This window comes from Pseudoxanthomonas dokdonensis, assembly GCF_001431405.1.
GTDB classification, from domain to species: Bacteria; Pseudomonadota; Gammaproteobacteria; order Xanthomonadales; family Xanthomonadaceae; genus Pseudoxanthomonas_A; species Pseudoxanthomonas_A dokdonensis.
In genome coordinates this window covers 108,268-124,087 of record NZ_LDJL01000002.1, presented here as the reverse complement: position 1 = coordinate 124,087, position 15,820 = coordinate 108,268, and the positions used below count along the sequence as shown (strand labels likewise).

The window sequence follows — 15,820 nt, the reverse complement described above, 5'->3', positions numbered from 1 at the left end:
CTGACCGGTTTCGTCCGCACCGGTAACGACAAGCCGGTGCCCGGCAGCCAGGCAACTGCTGGCCATGCGCAGCGATTCCGGGCTGCTGCCCGACCGAGCTGTCGCAGCGTCCGCGCAGTCCTCGCCAGCCCATGCGCCGGCGCGGTTTCGGTGCTACTTTATCGACAGCAAGGGAATGCCTCCGCCGGCGCCGCCGGCGGCATGGGCGCCAGGACCACTAAAAGGAAGATGCCATGTCGATACTGGAATCAAACATGTTGCGCGCGGCGCTGGCCGCGACCCTGCTGTCGAGCACGCTGCCTGCACTGGCGGTGGAACCGCTGGATACGTTCAGCGTCAAGCTGGGCGGCTACGCCAGCCGTTTCGATACCGATGTAGCGGTGGCCGGTGATGGCCGCGAAGGCACCCGCATCAATCTGGACAGTGATCTGGGCCTGGACCAGGACAACACCCTGAACCTGATCGGGGTCACCTGGCGGCCATTCGAGCACCACGAGTTCGGCGCCGCCTATTACCGCGACGATGTCAGTGCCAGCAAGCAGCTTGATCGCGACATCACCTTCGATGGCGTGACCTACCAGGCCAGCGCGACCGTGCGCGCCCACCGCGATGTGGATATCTACGAGCTGTACTACGTCTGGTGGGCGGCATCGCACGACACCTGGGCGCTGGGCCCGCGACTGGGCGTGGTCTGGTACAGCCTGGATCTGGGCATCGACCTGCAACTGGATGCCAACGGCAACAGTGCCGGTGCCGGATTCGATCGCAGCGTGTCCGGCGACGTGCCGGCACCGGCGATCGGCGCTGGCTGGCGCTGGACCCCGGCCGAAGACTGGCGCATTTCCGCCGATGTCGGTTATTTCCAGGCCGATATCAACGATGTCGATGCCGACGTCACCTATGGCCGGGTCGGGGTTGAATGGTTCCCGTGGCAACGCTTCGGCTTCTGGGTCGATGTGATGGCCAACAAGGTCAACGCCGATCTGCGCAAGAACGACTTCACCGGCAGCCTTGACTTCACCCAGGAAGGCGCCCGGATTGGGGCTGTCTACCGCTTCTGAGGCGGTCGGATGAGCGATGAAAAAGGCGGGCCATGGCCCGCCTTTTTTTGCTGCCGCGCCCAGCACCGCGTAGGCCGTGTTCAATGATGCGGGACGGCCACCCCTTTCATCAGATCCTCCGCCGATGCGTTCTGCCCGCTGTGGGCGAAATCGGCCAGCGAGACGATGCCGACCAGATCTTTTTCGCGGTTGACCACCGGCATCCTGCGCAATTGCAGCTCGGCCATGTTGCGGGCGACTTCGTCAACGTCCTGATCCTGGTAGCAATAGCGCACCTGGCCATTCATCGCCTCGCTGACCCTGGCGTCGGCCCCCAGCCCCTGGGCCACACCGCGGATGACGATGTCGCGATCGGTCAGCATGCCGACCAGTTTGCCGTTGCTGCCGACCGGCAACGAGCCGACGTCCTTGGACAACATGATGTCAGCGGCCTGCTTGAGGCTCTGCTCGGGCGACGCCAGGGCGACATCAACACTCATGATTTCAGCGATTTTCATTGCGACTCCTTGGTCGGTTGCAGCGGTCGGCCCGCTGCGGTGTGGGTGGGAATTCTTTTGCGTTCTAGCTGGCCTGCTACTTGGCTGCGTGCTACTTGGCGTGCCAGTGGCCGTCGTCGCCTTTCTGGTATTTCTCCTTGACCGCGGACCAGGCGACGCGGTGGGCGACTTCCTCGCGGCTGGCATCGTCGCGACGGTCGTCCGGATCCTTGTATTGCTGCCAGGCACTGTTGAACGCTTCCTTGTAGATGTCCTGGGCGTGCCGGGGCACGTTGTCGCGGACCGAGTCGGGCAGGTCGCTGATGCGCTCGTACGGCATGGCGCTCCTCCTGTTGGCGGGAACTCCACCATGGACCCGGCGGCATTAAGGCGGCGGCAAACCGCGATGAAGGTTTGGTTCAACAGCAGCGGATTCCAGCTGACCGCGCCCCACCGGCGGCAACCATCTGCAAGGTTAACGACGCCCTGTTAACGCGCTATCGCCGTCAGCAAGTCAGCGGACCATTGCGCCACCTGCGCCTGCAGTGGCGCGTCCCATTGCCCGCTGTCGGCATCATGCCGGCTTCCGGCATGGGCCAGGTACAGCGGCCGGCCGACCACCTGCATGCCGATGACACCGAGCACGTGGCGCAGATGGGCCTGCGCCAGCCGGGTACCCCAGGGGCCGACCGTCGCTCCCATCAACGCCACCGGTTTGCCTTCCAGCTGACGCGTCTGTGGGGTACGCGACAGCCAGTCCAGTGCGTTCTTGAGCATGCCGGGAATCGACTGGTTGTACTCGGGCGTTGCGATCATCAGCGCGTCACTGCTGGTGACCGCATCAATCCACGCACGCACGCTGGCCGATTGCAGCATCGCCGGTTCTTCGTCCTCGTTGAAATGGGGCAAGCTCGCCAGTGCTGGCGCCTGTTGCACTTCCGCGTTTTCGTCGATGCAGTTGGCGGCGGCCTGCAGCAGGCGGCTATTGAACGAGTCGTGGCGGCTGCTGCCAGAGACGGCAAGGATTCGCATGGTCATCAGTTCCTGTGATGGAGGAGAAGCAGGAGTGCCATGGCCAGCAACGATGCGGCCATCAGGCGGTTCAGAAGACGCGCCGCGGGTGGCGAGGCGAACAGGCGCTGCAGCAATCGCCCCGCCAGCAGCCAGGTCAGTGATGACAGCAGGCTGATGATCGCGAACACGGCGATGGTCATGCTCATGCTGACGGCGCCAACGCTCATTGCAGCAAGCGAGGCGAGGAACGCCCAGCCCTTGGGATTGACCAGTTGCAGACCCGCCATCGACCAGAAGCCAGTGGCCGTTGTCGCGATGTCGTCGCTGGCGGTGGCGGTTGACGCGGTCGACGCGGTCCACAGACGCCAGGCCATGAACAGCAGGAAGCAGGCCCCGGGGAGACTCAGCCACGGCAGTAACGGTTGCAGCGAAGGACCGGCCAGCGACATCGCCAGCGACACCAGCAACAACATGCCGCAGCCGCCGGCGATGGTGCCCAGCATCAGCGGTACGCCAGCGGTAAACGGGCGATTGAGGCCGCTGTGCAGCAGCACCAGATTGTTCGGCCCGGGGGTGATGGTGGCAATCAGGACAAGGGCGGCAACGGCGCTCATGGTGGCTCGGAGTGATCATCAGGGCACCAGTGTCGGCCTGGCGCAGGTGCCGTGCCGGTACCGGCATGGTCTAATGGCTAGACCATGCAGAAACTTCCCTTGCAGGCATTGGCCGCTTTCGACGCCGTGGTGCGCAACGGTGGCGTGCGTGCGGCTGCGCGCGCGCTGGGCATCGCCCATTCCGCGGTCAGTCGGCGCATCGATGAACTGGAACGCGCAATCGGCAAGCCGCTGCTGGAGCCACGTGCGCATCCCGGCGCGCCGATGCGGCTGACTGCGCGTGGCCAGGATCTGGCCGGGGTGGTGGAGGCTTCCTTCGCACAGTTGCGGGCGGCACTCGATGTGCGCAGCCGCCAGGTTGCGTCGCCGGAAGTGCTGGTATCGACGACCGACTCGTTTGCCGCGCGCTGGCTGTTGCCGCGGCTGGTTGATTTTCGCCAGCGCCATCCGCGCATTGCTGTCTCGGTGTCGGTGCGCGGTGCGCTGGTGGATGTGCAACGGGATCCGGTCGATGTCGCGTTGCGGATGGGCAACGGCCCGTGGCCGCATGCCCGGCCGTGGATGGACGACGCGCTGGTGCCGGTGGTCAGCCCGGTCTTGCTGCGCGGGCGTCTGCCCTGGCCGTTGAAGCGTCTGCGCGAGTTGCCGCTGTTGCACGATCAGGACCCGAATGCGACCTGGGGCCGCTGGCGCGATGAACTGGGTCCGGCGGATCTGGACGTGCAGCGGGGTCAATCCTTGCCGGCATCGCATCTGTTGATTGAAGCGGCCGCGCAGGGCCTGGGAGTCGCGCTGGTGCGCCGCCGCCTGGCCCAGCGTGAACTGGATGCCGGCACCCTGGTCATGCCATTCGGACGTTATGCAATCCCGTTGCCGCAGGCCTACTGGACAGTGGTCCGACCGACGTCGGCCAGGCGTCCGCCAGTACGCAGCTTCCTGCAGTGGCTTGACCAGCAGGGCGCCTGAACCAGGCTTCGCCGGGGCGGCCGCTGGGCGCGGCAGCGCCGGACAGGCGTCGCCAGGGCCTGTGATAATCTCGCCCCTCTATTGATGACAAGGACTTTCCCCCATGGCAGGTATCCGCCCCTCCGCGTTGTTCGTCCTGATGCTGGCCGCCGGCATGTCGGCACCGCTGCTGGCCCATGAAGGCCATGATCAGGTCACGGTCGAGAAGTCCGCGGTCGCGCTGCCGGGCAGCCGCTACGCCTGGGTGACCAGCCCCGCTACCACCGCCGCCGAGCAGGATGAGCGGGTGAGCACGCCGCAGTTCCGCGAAAAAATGCAGGCGGCGCTGGATGCGGAGTTGAAGGCCAAGGGCTACCAGCTGGTCGGTGCCAGCGAAGCCGATGTGCTGATCGCCTATCGCGCCGGGGTGCGGGATGTGCAGCAGCCGGTGGTCCACGATTACGGTTCCGCGGACACCCGCCAGGCATCGCTGGAATGCACCAGCGATGGTTGCTCGCAGCTGGTCACCCGCAATGGCAACGGCGAGCCGGTGTTGAAGGTCAAGAGCTCGGACGAAATCCAGGCCGGGTTGATGGTCGAAGTGATCGACCGGACTTCACTGCGGGTGGTCTGGCGGGCGATGGATGAAGGCACCGCCAAGGCCAATCGTGCCAGCCGCGTGTCGCTGGACCGGGTCGCCAGGGAAATCCTGGTCGAGTTGCCGAGGGCACCGGCAACGCCGTGAGTGGTCCGGTGCACGGCCACCCCTGCCGATGCATCCAGCAACATCTGAAGCCGTCTTCATCGACGGCTTTTTGATGTGGTCGCCATCAGCCAGGCGGTCATCTTCATTGGGCTGATGCCAGCGCTGTTGTAGTCTTGTTCCTGCCCCGCATCGCGCCCCGGGAATGGCCAGGAAAAACATCTGCAGCATTCGCTGCAATGACGTAGCTCGTCGCCGTGACTGGCGACACTTCAGGACGAGGTAAACGGCATATGAGCAAGCGCTGTTTTGAATGCAGGCGGATGCTTCCGGGCCACTGGGCATGGATGCTGCTGCTTGGCCTGTCGCTGCAGCTCGTGGGCATCGGCAACGCGCTGGCGCAAAGCGGTGGCGATGGGGCCTATGACCTGTGGCAGCGTGACCTGCCGGAACTGCCCAACGGCGATGCCTTCTATACCAGCACCACCGCGCATCGCAATGATGCCGGCACCAGTCCGGCGCTCAGCGGCGATTTCCCGCTGGACAACGGGCCACCGACGTTCAGCGGAGTGGTGAATACCGGCAGCGCCCTTTCGATGATCGATCTGGACAATGACAGCGGACAGTTCCAGACCATCCAGGGCTATCTTGCGTTGCCGTGCGATGCCCAGAGCATTCGCCTGCGGGTAGGCGCGCCGAATACCTACGAGCAGTTCAATACGCTGCATCTGGCAACCAGCGGCAGCCTGTTGACCCGTGACGCGGCTGATCTCAGCCAGGTCTCGTACCGCAAGGTCGGCTACCAGCGCCAGTTCATTGGCGTCAACACTATCTACACGGTGGCGGCGACCAACTTCGGCAAGTGGGTGCGCTTTGCCATCGCCACCTCCGATGGTGGCGACAACTATGGCGTATCGATGGAATGGAGCATCGACGGCGCGGCCTTCACCGCGGTACCGCTCAGCCAGATCAGCTCATTGCAGAGCGAGCCGGCGCTGCAGGACTGCCGTGCGCAGGTGGTGGTCGCCAAGTCATCCAATCCCGGCACCGGCGTGTTCACCTTCAGCGGCAGCAACGGTGTCGGTGCTTTCAGCCTGGATACCACCACGTCCAATCCAGCCACGTCGGCCACGTTCGAGGTCACCAGCCCCGGCGATGCGATAACGATTACCGAATCGGTGGCTGCCTCGTTCGAACTGCGCGAAGCCAGCTGCGTTGACCAGGACGGCGCAGCGATCCCGGCGACGCTGTCCGCTCAGACGTTGACGATTGCGGGCCCGAGCTATGGCGACAACGACATCATCACCTGCACGTTCGTCAATTCCTCGCTGCCGGTGTTACGGCTGGAAAAACAGCTGCCATCGGGCCGTTTTGCCGAATCGGATCAGTTCCTGCTGAGTATCCAGGGCAGCACCGGTTCCGATTCGACCACCACCACCGGCGCAGGCAGTGTGGCATCGGGGCTGGCCACGCTGGGGCCGGCCACCGCCGGCGAGACCTATACCTTCAGCGAGAGTGCCGCTGGTGCTACCGATGCGGGTAATTACACCAGCACCTATGCCTGCACCAACGCCGAGCCGACCGGCACCGCCGACTTCAGTGGCAGCGGCGTGACGTTCACGGTAACGCCGCAGGCCAATGACGACCTGACCTGCATATTCATCAACCAGCGCGCGGTGGTGAACGACCTGAACATCATCAAGCGCGCCGCTAGCGAAACCATCAGCCCCGGTGAATCGCTCAGCTTCATGCTGGAAGTCAGCAACGTCGGCCTGGATCCGGTCAGCAACGCAGTGGTCACCGATCAGCCCGATGCCGCTCTGGTCTGCCCCGGCGCGGGCAATCCGAACGAGGTGATCTGCAGCGGTGACGCCTGCAACGGCCCGTACACCGTGGACGCATTGCTGGGCGCGGGACTGACCCTGGGGACATTGAACGCCGACGAGACGGTGACGCTGACCTACAGCTGCCTGCTGCCGTGATTCCCTTCGTCGCGTGGGCGCTGCTTTCCCATCGGTAGAAAAATGCCGCCCGCGGGCGGCATTTCCGTCACCGGTAGCCGCTGCTCAGACCACCGTCAGGGTGACGTCGATGTTGCCGCGGGTAGCGTTCGAGTACGGGCACACCTGGTGCGCGGCGGCGACCAGTTCCTCGGCGGCCTGGCGTTCGAAGCCGGGCAGCGAGATCTTCATCGCGACCTGGATGCCGAAACCGCCCGGGATCGGACCGATGCCGACATCGGAGGTGATCGACACATCGTCCGGCACCTTGATCTTCTGCTGCGCGGCAACAGCCTTCAGCGCGCCGATGAAGCAGGCCGAATATCCGGCCGCGAACAGCTGCTCCGGATTGGTGCCGTCGCCACCGCCGCCGCCGAGTTCGCGCGGGGTCGACAGGTTGACCTTCAATGCGCCATCGGAGGATTCGGCGCTGCCGGTACGTCCACCGGTGGCGGTTGCGGTGGCGGTGTACAGGACTTTTTCCAGGCTCATGTGGGATACCTTCGATGCGGGGTGGACGCAAAGGGTAGCCGGTCGCGGGGCCGCCGGGCGAGCCGCATGGCTTGCGGATGCGCAATCGCCACGTTGCAGGGCAATAAAAGTCCTCCTTCGCGGGCGCGCATCGCTCGCGCTGACGGCGCCTGCGCGAGGATGCGGCGGGCGCGGCGCGGGTGGTTTGACAAGGCCATTGCCACCACGCTATATGACAGCGCTGTCAAGAATGTGACACGGCGGATGTTGCTCGATGCTGCCCGCCGTGACGCATGCACTTGTTTTCGAACACACGCGAGGGGAACCATGACGCAATCCACCATCCTGCCGGCGCTGCTGCTCGGCGCCGTACTGACCGCCACGCCGGCGTTGCATGCAGCCACTCCGGCCAGCGCAAAGGACGCCGTGACCATTTACACCACCGCCGAAGGCAGCGACCAGCGATTGAGCCGCACCGGCAGCGTCGAGTTGCGCGCCGGTCATCCGCTGACCGAGGTCGAGAATTCGATCTTCGTCAATCCGCACAAGCAGTTCCAGACCTTCATGGGCATCGGCGGCGCGATCACCGATGCCAGCGCCGAGGTGTTCGCGACCCTGTCGCCGGCCAAGCAGGCCGAATTCATGAAGGCGTATTACGACCGCAAGGACGGCATCGGCTACACCCTTGCGCGCACCACCATCCACAGCTCCGATTTCGCCAGCGCCAGCTACACCTACATCGAAGAGGGCGACAAGGATCTGAAGACCTTCTCGATCGACCACGATCGCCAGTACCGGATCCCGATGATCAAGGATGCGATTGCCGCCGCCGGTGGCAGCCTGCGCCTGTATGCCAGCCCGTGGAGCGCGCCGGCATTCATGAAGACCACCAACAACATGCTCAAGGGCGGCGCGCTGCTGCCGGAGTATGCCGATGCGTGGGCACGCTACTTCACCAGGTTCATCGCCGCCTACGAAAAGGAAGGCATCCTGATCTGGGGCATCACCCTGCAGAACGAGCCGATGGCGACCCAGACCTGGGAGTCGATGCTGTACACCGCCGAGGAAGAGCGCGATTTCCTCAAGAACCACCTCGGCCCGACCATGCACAAGGCCGGCTACGCGGACAAGAAAATCATCGTCTGGGACCACAACCGCGACATGATGGTGCACCGGGCCAACACCATCTTCGGTGACCCGGAAGCGGCCAAGTACGCCTGGGGCATGGGCTTCCACTGGTACGAGACCTGGGCCGGGTTTGAACCGATGTACGAAAACGTCGCCGCGGTCGCCGAGGCCTATCCCGACAAGCCGCTGATGCTGACCGAGGCGGCGATCGAGAAGTTCGACCCGACCCGCTACCAGTACTGGCCCAACGGCGAGCGCTATGGCAGTGCGATCATCAACGACCTCAATCATGGCGCGGTGGCATGGACCGACTGGAACATCCTGCTGGATCAGCACGGTGGTCCCAACCATGTCGGCAACTTCTGCTTCTCGCCGATCCATGCCGATACCGACAGCGGTGAACTGATCTACACGCCCAGCTATTACTACATCGGCCATTTCTCCAAGTTCATTCGCCCCGAAGCCCGGCGGGTCAGCGCGGTGTCCAGTCGCAGCAACCTGCTGACGACGTCGTTCCTCAATGACGACAACAGCCTGAGCACGGTGGTCATGAATGCCAGCGATCAGGCGATTACCTACAACTATTACGTCGGCGAGCGCTCGGCCCAGGTCACCATTCCCGCCCACGCGATCCAGACCCTGGTCCAGTAACGGCGGATCGCGCGCTCGCGCAGATAGGCGGTAGCGCCCAATCCGCTGCGCGCTACCGGGGATGATCCACTACGGTCCAGCAACCGGCGGATCACGCCACGGCGTGACTGCCGGCAGGACCTGCAACGGCACACCGGTGGCGGCGAGCCGGGTGATCAGTTCGCGGCTGTCGCCCGGGTCGGCGGCGGCATCATGCAGGTAAACCACGCAATCGCCGGATTGCGCCTGCTGGCTCATCCGCGCAGCCAATGCCTGTCGATCACTCAGCACCGGCAAGCGATGTGCGTCGCGCCGTGCCAGCAACTGGATCGGTTCGGCGATGCCGGCATCGACCAGCAAGGCGTCGGCTTGATTGAGGGCACGCAGGGCTTTCAGGGTCAGCAGGCCGGGGTCGGGATCGCGAATCGGGATCACCACCACCCGGCCTTCGCGACGGGTCAGCTGCTGGTGGTTGTGCAGTGCCTCGAGAAAAGCTTCTTCGGCCTGCGCGGTCCGGCCGGCCGCCAGCATCGCCTGCATCGGACCCTGCAGTACGTGCTCGAACCATTGCCGGCGCCGCGCCAGATCCGGCAGTCGCGCACGGATGGCGGCGCGATGGCGGGCGAACAGATCGGCGAAATCGGCCAGTGAATGATCCAGCTGCGCTTCCAGCTGCTCGCGCAGTTGCCGCGCCAGCATCGGTGCCGCACCGCCGGACGACACCGCGATCTGCAGCGCGCCACGGTCGACGACCGACGGCAGTTGATAACTCGACAGTGCGGCGTCATCGACCACGTTGATCATACGCAGCCGCTGCTCGGCCTCATGCGCCAGTTGCCGGTTGAAAGCCGCATCATCGGTCGCCGCCACCACCAGCCAGGCATCATCGATCCAGGCCGGATCGAACGCGCCCTCTAGTCGCTGCAGGCGCCCCTGCTGCAGCCACTGCTGCAGTTCCGCCGCCAGCTCATGGGCGTGCACGCGGACCTTGGCGCCGGCCCGCAACAGGCCTTCAATCTTGCGGCTGGCGACCTCGCCACCACCGACCACCAGCACCGGCCGGTCCTGCAGATTGGCGAACAGCGGAAACAGGCTCACGGCGGCTCCAGCGCATCTCGATGCTGGCGATATTACATGGCGATATGTACATGCGAACCGATTGACAGTCGCGACCGCGGCATTCGCGAACAAGCCGGCCAGGTGTGATACTTGGCGGCAACATCCCCAGCGAGGCTGCTGCTCTTGGCGCGCAATCGCATCTTTCGATCCATCCTGTTGCGACGTGTCCATGCCCAACGCCATCGGCTGCTGGCGGATCAGGACAGGTTGCCGTGATCGATTACCCACAAGCACTAACGCAGCTGCTGGCCGCCGCGACCTTGCTGGACGAGCGCACATGCGCCACCGGTGATGGACTTGGACAACTGCTGGCGACATCGATCCGGGCCAGCGAATCGCTGCCGCCGTTCGATGCCGCGGCGATGGACGGTTACGCCTTGCCTGCCGGTGATTTCGACGCCGGCAGCGAATGGCCGGTGGAAGCGGCGCAGTATGCCGGCCATGGCCGGCGCCCGGCGTCGGCGGGGGCAGCCTGGGAGATCACCACCGGCGCGCGGATGCCTGATGGGCTGGTCAGCGTGGTGCCGGTGGAACAGGTGCAGACCCTGGCAGCGTCCGATCACGGCGCGGGATCCGGCAGCGCCCGCATCTGCCTGCTGCAGCCAGTGGTCCAGGGCCAGCACATGCGGTCCGCCGGCAGCGACATCCGTGCCGGACAGCTGTTACTGCAATCAGGTACCCGGCTGGGGCCCGAGCAGCTGATGGTGTTGCACGCGATGGGCATCGGACAACTGCGGGTGCGCGCTGCGCCACGATGCGCGGTGATCTGCACCGGCGGCGAACTGGTGTCATCGCCATGCCAGGCGCTGGACAGTGGCCAGATCCGCGACAGCAACCGCGGTTACCTGCAGGCGAGTCTGCGCGCCGCTGGCGCCGAGTGTGTGCACGCCAGCACGGTCGCCGATGACCCGCGGCAATGGCGGCAGCATCTGGATACCGCGCTGGCCGCTGGTGCGCAACTGGTGATCAGCACCGGTGCGGTATCGATGGGCGCGCTCGATTTCATCCCCGCGGCGCTGCGCGAAGCCGGCGCCGGGATCCTGTTCCACAAGGTCGCGATCCGGCCCGGCAAGCCGCTGCTGCTGGCGCGGTTGGCCGACGGCACCTTGTATCTGGGACTGTCCGGCAATCCGGCCGCCTGCGCGGTCGGCATGCGCTTTTTCGTGTTGCCGCTGTTGCGGGCGATGCAGGGCCAGTCGCAGGAACAGCCGTGGCTGCTGCCATTGGCGCACGACGTCGACCTGCGTGAGGGGCCATGCCACTTCCTGTCGGCACGCATCGAAGCGAACGCGGATGCCGGACTGGCGGTACGGCTGCTGGCCGAGCAGGCATCGTCGCGGCTGCTGCCGCTGGTGCAGGCCAATGCCTGGGTCATGCTGGCCGCAGGCGGGCGCCTGCGCGCGGGCCAGCCGGTGCCGGTGTTCGGGCACGGCATGGCCGGCGAGCAAGGCATGCAGGCGCTGCCGGCATGCGCGGATTGAGCAGCGAAGGCTGCGGCGGGCTGATCCTGGCTGGTGGCCAATCCAGCCGCATGGGCCGCGACAAGGCGATGCTGGACTGGCGGGGGCAGCCGCTGCTGCTGCACATGCAGGCATTGCTGCAACAGGCCGGCTGCACGCCGATCCTGATCAGCGGCGATTATCCGCAATATTCGGGCATCGCCGACCAGGATCCGGGAATGGGCCCGCTCGGCGGTCTGGCCACGTTGTTGCCACGGATGGCCGACGGCCACTGGCTGCTGGTGCCGGTCGACATGCCGCGGCTGGATCCGCAGCTGCTGACACGCTTGCGGCAGGCGCCGGCCGCGGCCTGTGTCTGTTTCCAGGATCAGGTATTGCCGATGCGATTGCAGGTGGATGCATCGTTGCGGGCGTTGTTGCCGCAGCTGATGGCATTGCCGCCGCGCCAGCGTTCGCTGCGTGCGCTGCAACACGCCTTGTCGGTACAGATGCTGCCATTGCCGGCAGACGCGCAGGCCGGACTGGCCGCCTGCAACACTCCGGCGCAATGGCGCGACATGCAGCCTTGAGCGGTGCTGGAAGCAGCCTGTCAGGCAAGCGGAAAGAGTGACTTTCTTAACAACGCCGGTGGGTTGATCTGCCATCATCGGCATCAGGAAGCGTGGTAGCCACACCGCTAGTCACCGAGGTGATGAATGGAACAGCAAGACGCCGGCAAAGGAAAGGGAAGGGAACGACTGGCCTTCCTGTTGCTGACCGTGGTGGTGTTTCCGCTGCTGACGGTCATGCTGGTCGCCAGTTACGGTTTCGCGGTCTGGATCTGGCAGATGTTCGCCGGTCCACCCACGGGCGCCTGAGTGATGCCCGTTGCCCGTCCACTGTCGCGCCGCCAGCTGTTGTTTGGCGGCCAGCCCGGGACCCCTGCATTGCGCCCGCCGTGGGCGTTGGATGAACGCGCATTCCTGGCCGCCTGCACGCAATGCCGTGCCTGTGTCGAACGCTGCCCGCAACAGGTGCTGGTGCTGCACCGCGATGGCTATCCACGCTTTGACCCGGTTGCTGGCGAATGCACCTTCTGTGGTGATTGCGTCGACGCCTGCCAAAGCGGTGCGTTGCAGATGCGCAACGGACAACCGGCCTGGCAACAGATTGCCGAGGTCGGTGAGGCTTGCCTGTGCCGCTCCGGCGTGGTCTGTGGCAGCTGCCGCGAAATCTGTCCCGAATCAGCACTGCACTTCGAACGCGGCAGGATCGCCGCGCCGCGGGTCGATGCCGATCGTTGCAGTGGCTGCGGTGCCTGCGTTTCAGTCTGCCCCAGCGCCGCGCTGAGCGTGCGGGCGCAGGTGCAGGAGGCCATCGCATGAGCCGCGATGCCAGTCTCGCCGACGTGCATATCGCCAGTTTCGTGGTCCAGCACCGCGCCGATGCGATGGACGCGATGCTTGCCTACCTGGCTGCGCAGCCGGCGCTTGAGATGGCCGTGCCCGGCGAGCACCGCAGCATCGTGCTGTGCGAATCCGCCGACCAGTACGCGTTGATGGACAGCATGGAAGCACTGCGCCTGCTGCCAGGTGTACTCAACGTGTTGCTGGTCTACCACCATGCCGAACCCGAGCAGGCATTGTCGCAGTCGCTCGGCGATTCAACCGCTGCAGGAGCACCGACATGACGACGCGCAGGGATTTCATCCGCAACAGTGCCGTGGCCACCGCGGCCGCGGCCATCGGCCTGCCCACCGGCAGCCACGGCACCAACGTGGTCACCGAAGGCGACCTGACCCAACTGAAGTGGGACAAGGCGCCCTGCCGGTTCTGCGGTACCGGCTGCGGCGTCAATGTCGCGGTCCGCAACGGCCGGGTGGTGGCGACCCATGGCGACGTCCATGCCGAGGTCAACCGCGGCATCAACTGCGTCAAAGGGTACTTCCTGTCCAAGATCCTCTATGGCCAGGACCGCCTGACCATGCCGCTGCTGCGCAAGAAGAACGGCGTCTACGACAAGCAGGGCGACTTCACCGAAGTCAGCTGGGACGAAGCCTTCGACGTGATGGCCGCGCAGTTCAAGCAGGTGCTGAAGGAAAAAGGGCCGGGCGCAATCGGCATGTTCGGTTCCGGCCAGTGGACGATTTTCGAAGGCTACGCCGCCAACAAGCTGATGAAGGCCGGCTTCCGCAGCAACCATATCGATCCCAACGCACGCCATTGCATGGCCTCGGCGGTGATGGGCTTCATGCGCACCTTCGGCATGGACGAACCGATGGGCTGCTACGACGACATGGAAGCCGCCGACGCCTTCGTGCTGTGGGGCTCCAACATGGCCGAGATGCACCCGATCCTGTGGACCCGGGTGACCGACCGCCGGTTGTCCCATCCAGAGGTCAAGGTGGCAGTGCTGTCGACCTTCGAGCACCGCAGTTTCGAGCTGGCCGACATTCCGATCATCTTCAAGCCGCAGACCGATCTGGTCATCCTCAACTACATCGCCAACCACATCATCCAGAGCGGCAATGTCAACCGCGATTTCGTCGACAAGCACACCACCTTCAAGCTCGGCAACGATGACATCGGCTATGGCCTGCGGCCGGACAATCCGCTGGAACTGAAGGCCAGGAACGCCAAGGATGCCAATGGCGGCAAGCCGATCGACTTCGATGCGTTCGCCCGCTTCGTTGCCCCCTACACGCTGGAAAAGACCGTCGAGATGACCGGCACCGAGGCCGGCTGGCTGAAGCAGCTGGCCGAGCTGTATGCCAACCCGCAGATCAAGGTCACGTCATTCTGGACCATGGGTTTCAACCAGCACACCCGTGGCGTGTGGGCCAACAACATGGTCTACAACATCCATCTGCTGACCGGCAAGATTTCCACTCCCGGCAACAGCCCGTTCTCGCTGACCGGGCAGCCTTCGGCCTGCGGCACCGCGCGCGAAGTGGGTACTTTCTCGCACCGGTTGCCGGCCGACATGGTGGTCAGCAACCCGGAACATCGCAAACATGCCGAGCAGATCTGGAAAATACCCGCTGGCACCATCAATCCCAAACCAGGTTACCACGCGGTCGAACAGAACCGCATGCTCAAGGACGGCAAGCTCAACGCCTACTGGGTGATGGTCAACAACAACATGCAGGCGGCGGCCAATCTGCGCGAGGAAACCTGGCCCGGCTATCGCAACCCGGACAATTTCATCGTTGTCTCCGATGCCTATCCGACCGTCACCGCGCAGGCCGCGGATCTGATCCTGCCGGCGGCGATGTGGGTCGAGAAGGAGGGCGCCTACGGCAATGCCGAGCGCCGCACCCAGTTCTGGCACCAACTGGTCAGCGCCCCCGGCCAGGCGCGTTCGGATCTGTGGCAGCTGATGGAATTCTCCAAGCGCTTCACCACCGACGAATGCTGGGAACCGCAGGTGCTGGCGGCCAACCCGCAGTACAAGGGCAAGACCCTGTTCGACGTGCTGTACCGCAACGGCAATGTCGACAGGTATCCGGTCACTGATCTCGCCGACGGTTTTGCCAATGATGAGAACGCTGCGTTTGGTTTCTACGTGCAGAAAGGCCTGTTCGAGGAGTACGCCGCCTTCGGTCGCGGCCATGGCCATGACCTGGCGCCGTTTGATGCCTACCACCAGACACGCGGCCTGCGCTGGCCAGTGGTCGACGGCAAGGAAACCCGCTGGCGTTACCGCGAGGGCAGCGACCCCTACGTCAAGCCGGGCACCGGCTTCCAGTTCTACGGCAATCCCGATGGCAAGGCGGTGATCTGGGCATTGCCCTATGAACCACCGGCCGAGTCACCGGATCAGGAATTCGACATGTGGCTGGTCACCGGGCGGGTGCTGGAGCACTGGCATTCGGGTTCGATGACCATGCGCGTGCCGGAGCTGTATCGCGCCTTCCCCGAGGCCGTGGTGTTCATGAATCCGGATGACGCGCGCGCGCGCGGGCTCAAGCGCGGCGATGGCGTCAGGGTGCAGTCGCGGCGTGGCGAGATGCTGTCACGGGTGGAAACCCGTGGCCGCAACCGGATGCCGCCGGGGGTGGTGTTCGTGCCGTGGTTCGACGCCGGCCAGTTGATCAACAAGGTCACCCTGGACGCCACCGATCCGATTTCCAAGCAGACCGACTACAAGAAATGCGCGGTCAAGGTAGTGGCCGCATGAGCGTCAGGCGATCCGGTTCACAGCGCAACCGACAGATGACA

The 15,820-nt window shown here is 64.8% G+C and carries 17 protein-coding genes; 11 read left to right on the top strand and 6 right to left on the bottom strand.

Annotated features, from left to right (window positions below; translation table 11 throughout):
• The first annotated feature begins 233 nt into the window (after positions 1-233).
• Positions 234-1,061, top strand: a complete 828-nt coding sequence (locus ABB29_RS01840) for an LPS-assembly protein LptD (protein ID WP_157062453.1) — start codon at positions 234-236, stop codon at positions 1,059-1,061.
• 80 nt (positions 1,062-1,141) lie between these two features.
• Here the strand turns inward: ABB29_RS01840 and ABB29_RS01835 are convergent, their stop codons facing one another.
• The 4 genes from ABB29_RS01835 to ABB29_RS01820 form a co-directional block, all read right to left on the bottom strand.
• Positions 1,142-1,558, bottom strand: a complete 417-nt coding sequence (locus ABB29_RS01835) for a CBS domain-containing protein (protein ID WP_057656917.1) — start codon at positions 1,556-1,558, stop codon at positions 1,142-1,144.
• 91 nt (positions 1,559-1,649) lie between these two features.
• On the bottom strand, positions 1,650-1,877 hold the full coding sequence (gene chaB / locus ABB29_RS01830; RefSeq protein ID WP_057656916.1) for a putative cation transport regulator ChaB: 228 nt from the start codon (positions 1,875-1,877) through the stop codon (positions 1,650-1,652).
• 149 nt (positions 1,878-2,026) lie between these two features.
• The gene (locus ABB29_RS01825) at positions 2,027-2,569 is read right to left on the bottom strand and encodes an NADPH-dependent FMN reductase (RefSeq protein WP_170185833.1); all 543 of its coding nucleotides are present in this window, start codon (positions 2,567-2,569) and stop codon (positions 2,027-2,029) included.
• Between the two features lie 5 nt (positions 2,570-2,574).
• Positions 2,575-3,165 (bottom strand): LysE family translocator, encoded by a 591-nt coding sequence (locus ABB29_RS01820; RefSeq protein WP_057656914.1) that lies wholly within the window; start codon positions 3,163-3,165, stop codon positions 2,575-2,577.
• 84 nt (positions 3,166-3,249) lie between these two features.
• Here ABB29_RS01820 and ABB29_RS01815 point away from each other — a divergent pair, with 84 nt between their 5' ends.
• From ABB29_RS01815 to ABB29_RS01805, 3 genes are all read left to right on the top strand, one after another.
• Positions 3,250-4,131, top strand: a complete 882-nt coding sequence (locus tag ABB29_RS01815) for a LysR substrate-binding domain-containing protein (protein WP_057656913.1) — start codon at positions 3,250-3,252, stop codon at positions 4,129-4,131.
• Positions 4,132-4,234: 103 nt separating this feature from the next.
• Complete coding sequence (locus ABB29_RS01810) at positions 4,235-4,855, top strand: DUF4136 domain-containing protein (protein ID WP_083487342.1); 621 nt, start codon at positions 4,235-4,237, stop codon at positions 4,853-4,855.
• Between the two features lie 281 nt (positions 4,856-5,136).
• The gene (locus ABB29_RS01805) at positions 5,137-6,795 is read left to right on the top strand and encodes a prealbumin-like fold domain-containing protein (RefSeq protein ID WP_170185832.1); all 1,659 of its coding nucleotides are present in this window, start codon (positions 5,137-5,139) and stop codon (positions 6,793-6,795) included.
• Positions 6,796-6,879: 84 nt separating this feature from the next.
• Here ABB29_RS01805 and ABB29_RS01800 read toward each other — a convergent pair whose 3' ends face one another.
• Positions 6,880-7,305, bottom strand: coding sequence for an organic hydroperoxide resistance protein (locus ABB29_RS01800; RefSeq protein ID WP_057656910.1), 426 nt, complete (start codon positions 7,303-7,305; stop codon positions 6,880-6,882).
• 306 nt (positions 7,306-7,611) lie between these two features.
• On the opposite strand from ABB29_RS01800, the gene ABB29_RS01795 reads away from it, so the two are divergent.
• Positions 7,612-9,063, top strand: coding sequence for a glycoside hydrolase family 30 protein (locus ABB29_RS01795; protein ID WP_057656909.1), 1,452 nt, complete (start codon positions 7,612-7,614; stop codon positions 9,061-9,063).
• Positions 9,064-9,132: 69 nt separating this feature from the next.
• On the opposite strand, the gene ABB29_RS01790 is transcribed toward ABB29_RS01795, so the two are convergent.
• The gene (locus tag ABB29_RS01790) at positions 9,133-10,140 is read right to left on the bottom strand and encodes an NAD(P)-dependent oxidoreductase (RefSeq protein WP_057656908.1); all 1,008 of its coding nucleotides are present in this window, start codon (positions 10,138-10,140) and stop codon (positions 9,133-9,135) included.
• A gap of 233 nt (positions 10,141-10,373) precedes the next feature.
• Here ABB29_RS01790 and ABB29_RS01785 point away from each other — a divergent pair, with 233 nt between their 5' ends.
• The 6 genes from ABB29_RS01785 (at position 10,374) to napA (ending at position 15,779) form a co-directional block, all read left to right on the top strand.
• The gene (locus tag ABB29_RS01785) at positions 10,374-11,642 is read left to right on the top strand and encodes a molybdopterin molybdotransferase MoeA (protein WP_057656907.1); all 1,269 of its coding nucleotides are present in this window, start codon (positions 10,374-10,376) and stop codon (positions 11,640-11,642) included.
• On the top strand, positions 11,630-12,190 hold the full coding sequence (mobA, locus tag ABB29_RS01780) for a molybdenum cofactor guanylyltransferase (protein ID WP_057656906.1): 561 nt from the start codon (positions 11,630-11,632) through the stop codon (positions 12,188-12,190). The genes ABB29_RS01785 and mobA overlap by 13 nt, the downstream gene beginning before the upstream one ends.
• Positions 12,191-12,316: 126 nt before the next feature.
• Positions 12,317-12,478 (top strand): periplasmic nitrate reductase, NapE protein, encoded by a 162-nt coding sequence (gene napE / locus ABB29_RS01775; RefSeq protein ID WP_057656905.1) that lies wholly within the window; start codon positions 12,317-12,319, stop codon positions 12,476-12,478.
• A 3-nt stretch (positions 12,479-12,481) separates the two neighbouring features.
• The gene (gene napF / locus ABB29_RS01770; RefSeq protein WP_057656904.1) at positions 12,482-12,985 is read left to right on the top strand and encodes a ferredoxin-type protein NapF; all 504 of its coding nucleotides are present in this window, start codon (positions 12,482-12,484) and stop codon (positions 12,983-12,985) included.
• Complete coding sequence (locus ABB29_RS01765) at positions 12,982-13,290, top strand: chaperone NapD (protein WP_057656903.1); 309 nt, start codon at positions 12,982-12,984, stop codon at positions 13,288-13,290. Before napF ends, ABB29_RS01765 begins: the two co-directional genes overlap by 4 nt.
• Entirely contained in the window at positions 13,287-15,779 is a 2,493-nt protein-coding gene (gene napA, locus ABB29_RS01760; RefSeq protein ID WP_057656902.1) for a periplasmic nitrate reductase subunit alpha, read from the top strand. Before ABB29_RS01765 ends, napA begins: the two co-directional genes overlap by 4 nt.
• The last annotated feature ends 41 nt before the right edge of the window (positions 15,780-15,820 follow it).

Excerpts from the sequence above, each read along its gene's own strand:
- napF (WP_057656904.1), top strand. The coding sequence starts at position 12,482 with ATGCCCGTTGCCCGTCCACTGTCGCGCCGCCAGCTGTTGTTTGGCGGC.
- ABB29_RS01815 (WP_057656913.1), top strand. The coding sequence starts at position 3,250 with ATGCAGAAACTTCCCTTGCAGGCATTGGCCGCTTTCGACGCCGTGGTG.
- ABB29_RS01800 (WP_057656910.1), bottom strand. The coding sequence starts at position 7,305 with ATGAGCCTGGAAAAAGTCCTGTACACCGCCACCGCAACCGCCACCGGT.
- ABB29_RS01810 (WP_083487342.1), top strand. The coding sequence starts at position 4,235 with ATGGCAGGTATCCGCCCCTCCGCGTTGTTCGTCCTGATGCTGGCCGCC.
- mobA (WP_057656906.1), top strand. The coding sequence starts at position 11,630 with ATGCGCGGATTGAGCAGCGAAGGCTGCGGCGGGCTGATCCTGGCTGGT.
- napE (WP_057656905.1), top strand. The coding sequence starts at position 12,317 with ATGGAACAGCAAGACGCCGGCAAAGGAAAGGGAAGGGAACGACTGGCC.
- ABB29_RS01765 (WP_057656903.1), top strand. The coding sequence starts at position 12,982 with ATGAGCCGCGATGCCAGTCTCGCCGACGTGCATATCGCCAGTTTCGTG.
- ABB29_RS01805 (WP_170185832.1), top strand. The coding sequence starts at position 5,137 with ATGCTTCCGGGCCACTGGGCATGGATGCTGCTGCTTGGCCTGTCGCTG.
- ABB29_RS01820 (WP_057656914.1), bottom strand. The coding sequence starts at position 3,165 with ATGAGCGCCGTTGCCGCCCTTGTCCTGATTGCCACCATCACCCCCGGG.
- chaB (WP_057656916.1), bottom strand. The coding sequence starts at position 1,877 with ATGCCGTACGAGCGCATCAGCGACCTGCCCGACTCGGTCCGCGACAAC.
- napA (WP_057656902.1), top strand. The coding sequence starts at position 13,287 with ATGACGACGCGCAGGGATTTCATCCGCAACAGTGCCGTGGCCACCGCG.
- ABB29_RS01795 (WP_057656909.1), top strand. The coding sequence starts at position 7,612 with ATGACGCAATCCACCATCCTGCCGGCGCTGCTGCTCGGCGCCGTACTG.
- ABB29_RS01825 (WP_170185833.1), bottom strand. The coding sequence starts at position 2,569 with ATGCGAATCCTTGCCGTCTCTGGCAGCAGCCGCCACGACTCGTTCAAT.
- ABB29_RS01840 (WP_157062453.1), top strand. The coding sequence starts at position 234 with ATGTCGATACTGGAATCAAACATGTTGCGCGCGGCGCTGGCCGCGACC.
- ABB29_RS01835 (WP_057656917.1), bottom strand. The coding sequence starts at position 1,558 with ATGAAAATCGCTGAAATCATGAGTGTTGATGTCGCCCTGGCGTCGCCC.